Source organism: Flavobacterium sp. (genome assembly GCF_027490375.1).
GTDB lineage: Bacteria > Bacteroidota > Bacteroidia > Flavobacteriales > Flavobacteriaceae > Flavobacterium.
This window is the reverse complement of sequence record NZ_JAIXYH010000003.1, coordinates 1-5,400: the sequence shown is the minus strand read 5'-3', so window position 1 is coordinate 5,400 and position 5,400 is coordinate 1. Positions and strand designations below refer to the sequence as shown.

Here is a 5,400-nt window from a genome sequence, read left to right as displayed (position 1 = left end):
TATTCGCTGCATTGATTGCCTATAATTTCAACGACAAAAAACCTTCCCTAAAGATGAACTTCGTTGACACAAAACAACTGTATTTACCATTGTAGTTATATCGAACTCACGTTACTTTACTTAAAAATCTGCGTCCTTTGCGGTAGAAAAGGACTTTCTGCAAAAGCGCAGCTTTTTCTCTATAGATCTCCGCGCTCTTTGAGGTTAAAAAACTCTTTTGTAAAAGGTTAACTATATTCACATTTAGCGTTAAAAAAAAGCAACTTTTAAACGAGCTTTACACGCTTAATGGTTTACAAGTAGCTTCCTACCTAAGTGCTTGCCAGCTTGTAAAACTTAGGCTATCTTTGCACTTCTTTTTTACATCAGATGAATAAACTACTTATTGTTGGAACCGTAGCGTTCGACGCTATAGAAACGCCTTTCGGAAAAACCGACAAAATACTCGGCGGAGCAGCAACCTACATCGCGCTTTCTGCCGCAAATTTTAAAGTCGATTCAGCGGTGGTTTCCGTAGTTGGAAACGATTTTCCAGACGAGTATCTGCAATTGCTTCGCGATAGAAACGTAAATATCGACGGTATCGAAATTGTTCCAAACGGAAAAACGTTCTTTTGGGCAGGTAAATACCACAACGATTTAAACTCGCGCGATACACTCGTAACCGAACTAAACGTTTTAGCCGATTTTAATCCGATAGTTCCTGAAAACTATAAGGATTCAGCTGTGGTTATGCTCGGAAACTTGCATCCTTTAGTGCAAACATCGGTGCTTAACCAACTAACAGCTAAACCCAAATTAGTAGTTCTCGACACCATGAATTTCTGGATGGATTGCGCGCTTCCGGAACTGCTCGACGTCATCAAACGCGTGGATGTAATTACAATAAACGACGAAGAAGCACGTCAGCTTTCTGGCGAATATTCGCTAGTTAAAGCGGCTGCCAAAATCCACGAAATGGGACCAAAATATGTGGTAATCAAAAAAGGAGAGCACGGTGCCTTACTCTTCCACGGAAGTGAAATTTTCTTCGCACCTGCGTTACCGCTCGAAGAAGTTTTCGATCCAACTGGCGCAGGCGATACATTCGCAGGTGGTTTTTCGGGTTTCATAGCGCAATCCGGCGATATCACTTTCGAAAACCTCAAACAAGCCATTATACACGGTTCAAATCTCGCTTCTTTTTGCGTAGAGAAATTTGGAACCGAGCGAATGGAAAACTTACAAACGCAAGAAGTAAAAGAAAGATTGCAACGTTTTAAAGCATTAACTCAGTTTGAAATGGCAAACATCTAAATAAAACTACGCCCCGAATTTTCGGGGTTTTTTGTTTTCTAAAAACACATATATGAAAAAAATCAGCTCATTACTAGCAATCATTAGTTCATCGTTACTTTTCGCTCAAGCACCAACTTGGAACTGGGTGAAACAATCTACGGGTGCTATTAATGAAGCTTTTGCATGCGTAACAACCGATGCCAACGGAAATGTTTTTGCCGGCGGCAGCATTATTTCAGAAACCGCCGATTTCGGTTTAGGCCCAGTAACAACAAATGGTTCTGCAGATTATTCAATCATCAAATACGATACAGCTGGAACACCTTTATGGATGAGAAACGGCGGAGGAGTAGGCAATGAAGTCGTCTTTTCTTTAACAACTGACGCTGAAAACAACGTGTATGCTTTGATAAGATACGAATCGGCAACTGTAACTTTCGGGAATTTCACATTAAATTGTACGTTAGGTTCAGCTTTGGGATCAAATCCGCCACTTCCATCGGATGTTGCTTTGGTAAAGTACGACACGAATGGAACGGTCTTGTGGGTAAAGAAAATAGGAGGCGCAGAGCGGGAAAGTTCCTCAGCCATTTCTATTGATAGCTCTGGAAATGTTTATGTATCAGCGTTTTCAGAATCAAATAATATAACGGTCGGCAGCTCATCTATTGTTGTTGGTTCCAATAGTTACGTTGGTGCTTTTTTAGCGAAATTCAATTCTGCCGGTAATGTATTGTGGATCAAGCGATTTGGAAACGACAATATCTACGATGGTTGTCGTTTGAGCGGCCTCGTTTTTGATGATTTAGGAAACTTTTATTTAACAGGAGGTTTTTCTTCGGATACTTTTACCTTAGGATCAACGACCTACACGAACACAGCTCAAGGAGGATATGACGCTTTCATTGCAAAATTTGATCCATCGGGGAATATTCTGCAACAAAAGGTATTGCAAGGAACTGTCGACGATTCATTCGGTGGTGTAGTTAAAGTCCAAAACGATTTATTTGTCCCTTTTGGCATTAGATTATATCAAATTTCCAATTCTGCTACTTATTCGTTTGATGGAGTAGATTATTCCACAACGACTTCGACGGGCGGTTTATTTAAACTGGACTTAAACTTACAATTTCTCGGATTAGTTCCGAATATTAATTTTCCAGGTACAGTTTTTACCGACGGAGCTACACTTTACTTAGCCGGTAATTTTTCTGAACCCACAAGAACATTCGGAGACTTCACCTTAACCAATACAAACAGCAGCACAACGGTACCGACCGGCGATATTTTTATAGCAAATATGGATACTTCGGGTCAGTTTCTTTGGGCAAAATCGGCAGGCGGAACGGGCTCCGACGATCCCTTAGGTTTTGCAATCGATACCGACGGCAACATATTTGCGGCCGGCTACTTCAATTCGACTTCTTGCGCTTTCGATAATTTGACGATAAGCAATTCTTCCCAAGATTATTATGTCGATGCTTTTCTAGCGAAATTAAATTCAGCTATTTTATCAAATACAGATTTGAATAGAGAAACAGTGACGCTGTATCCAAACCCAACACAAAATGAAGTTCATATCGAAAGCGCTAACCTATTAAAAAAGGTAATCATTTCTGATGTAAATGGACGAATTCTCGACACACAATTTGAAAAAACAGTAAACCTAACTAATCTAAATACGGGAATTTATTTTTTAACTATTGAAACCGAATCAGGAATTAGTTCTCATAAAATAATCAAACAGTAATTTGGCGGGTAATTCTTAAAGAAGTTCCGCTTTAGCAACACAACAACTACAATGAGCGACACTTTAAAACATGAATGCGGTATTGCACTTCTCCGACTCAAGAAGCCGCTTTCGTTTTACAAAGAAAAATACGGCAGTGCTTTTTACGGCATCCAAAAAATGTATCTGCTAATGGAAAAGCAACACAACCGCGGTCAAGACGGCGCCGGTTTTGCTTCCATAAAATTCGACATGAAACCTGGTGAACGCTACATTTCTCGCGTTCGTTCCAACGCTTCGCAACCTATTCAAGACGTTTTCTCGCAAATCAATACGCGCATCAATGCCGAAATGAGTTTGCATCCAGAACGCACCGACGACGTTCGCTGGCAGAAGAACAACTTGCCCTACATCGGCGAGCTTTTTCTGGGTCACGTGCGTTACGGAACTTTCGGTAAAAACAGCATCGAAAGCGTACACCCGTTCCTTCGTCAGAACAACTGGATGCACCGAAATCTCATCGTTGCCGGAAACTTTAACATGACTAACGTAACCGAACTATTTGAATCGTTAGTCGAATTGGGACAACATCCGAAAGAACTAGCCGATACCGTTACGGTCATGGAAAAAATCGGTCACTTTCTCGACGATGCCGTTACCGATTTATATCAAGAATGTAAGCAAAACGGCTTGTCTAAACGCGAAGCTTCACCCGTAATTGCCGAAAAACTCGACATTACCCGAATTTTAAAACGCGCATCCAAAGGTTGGGACGGCGGCTACGCCATGGCAGGTTTGTTTGGTCACGGCGATGCATTTGTATTTCGTGATCCAGCCGGAATTCGCCCAGCCTACTTCTACGAAGACGATGAAATTGTAGTCGTTGCCTCAGAACGTCCGGTTATTCAAACGGTTTTCAACGTTTCGTTCGATTCGGTTCAGGAATTAGCGCCGGGACATGCACTGATTATCAAAAAATCCGGACAAACATCGGTTTCCGAAATCATTACGCCTGTTGTCAAAAAAGCCTGTTCGTTTGAACGCATTTATTTTTCGCGCGGCAGCGACGCCGAAATTTACAGCGAACGCAAAGAACTCGGTAAATTGTTATTTCCAAAAGTGCTAGAAGCCATTGACAACGATACCGAAAACGCAGTGTTTTCATACATTCCAAACACCGCCGAAGTGTCCTTTTTTGGCATGGTCGAAGCCGCACACGAATATCTAAACCAACATAAAAACGACGAGATTTTACAGCGTCGTAAAACATTAACGAAAGAGCAATTGCACGAAATTCTGTCGCGAAAAATTCGTACGGAAAAAATTGCTATAAAAGACGCAAAACTCCGAACTTTTATCACTGAAGACAGTAGTCGCGATGATCTGGTAGCGCACGTATACGACGTTACGTATGGTGTGGTAAAGTCGACAGATCATTTGGTAATTATCGACGATAGCATTGTTCGCGGAACTACTTTAAAACAATCCATTTTAAAAATGTTGGATCGTTTAAATCCGAAGACAATTGTTGTGGTTTCATCGGCTCCGCAAATTCGTTTCCCCGATTGTTACGGAATTGATATGGCAAAGCTAGAAGGTTTGGTGGCGTTTAATGCGGCGATCACCTTATTGAAAGAACGCGGTTTGGCGCACATTATCGATGCTGTTTATGCCCGTTGCAAGGAACAAGAAAACCGAAAAGACGATCAGATTATCAATGCAGTGAATGCCATTTACGAACCGTTTACCGACGAGGAAATTTCGGCAAAAATCGCACAAATGTTAACGCCAGCCGATATTCAGGCCAAGGTGCATATCATTTTTCAAAGTGTAGCAAACCTGCACCAAGCGTGTCCAAAGAATCTAGGCGATTGGTATTTCACTGGCGATTATCCAACTCCGGGCGGAAATCGGGTAGTGAATCGTGCGTTTATGAATTATTACGAAGGCAAAGACGCACGCGCCTATTAAACAATTTGTTAAAAACAGCATTTTAACGACTATCTCAGCATTTTATCTAAAAATCTTGGTTAGGGAAAGTCGTGCTAATACTTTTACATCTCCATAAAGTTAGTAGGTTAAATTTATGGTAGATTTGGGGCAAAAAGGGTGAAGCGCAAGTTTCACCTTTTTTATTTTCAGAAAGTTTCTACTTATTTGGGCAATCCGCTGCGGCAAACGTTTGGTGGAAATTCATGTTGCCGCACCGTCACGCCTTTCACTGCAACAAAACGCTCTAAAAAACACAAAAACATCCCGCCAAAAAGCTTCTAGGGTCGCTTTTTCGCTTGGGTTTTTGTAAACCTGAACTCGGTTTAAAAATTAAAGTCAGAAAATATTTAAATGGTTGATTACAAGGCGCACTTTATTTGGGATACTGTAGTATCGCAAAT

Annotated in this window: 3 protein-coding genes; all 3 read left to right on the top strand. The window is 41.2% G+C overall.

Features of this window, described 5'->3' with window-relative positions; genetic code table 11:
• The first annotated feature begins 369 nt into the window (after positions 1-369).
• Genes Q0064_RS00075 through Q0064_RS00065 form a run of 3 tightly spaced genes read left to right on the top strand, consistent with a single transcriptional unit; the run spans position 370 to position 4,978 of the window.
• Positions 370-1,296 (top strand): PfkB family carbohydrate kinase, encoded by a 927-nt coding sequence (locus Q0064_RS00075; RefSeq protein WP_298142424.1) that lies wholly within the window; start codon positions 370-372, stop codon positions 1,294-1,296.
• Positions 1,297-1,348: 52 nt separating this feature from the next.
• On the top strand, positions 1,349-3,028 hold the full coding sequence (locus Q0064_RS00070; RefSeq protein ID WP_298142421.1) for a T9SS type A sorting domain-containing protein: 1,680 nt from the start codon (positions 1,349-1,351) through the stop codon (positions 3,026-3,028).
• A gap of 51 nt (positions 3,029-3,079) precedes the next feature.
• A complete protein-coding gene (locus Q0064_RS00065) occupies positions 3,080-4,978 on the top strand; it encodes an amidophosphoribosyltransferase (protein ID WP_298142418.1) in 1,899 nt (632 codons plus the stop codon).
• Positions 4,979-5,400 lie beyond the last annotated feature (422 nt).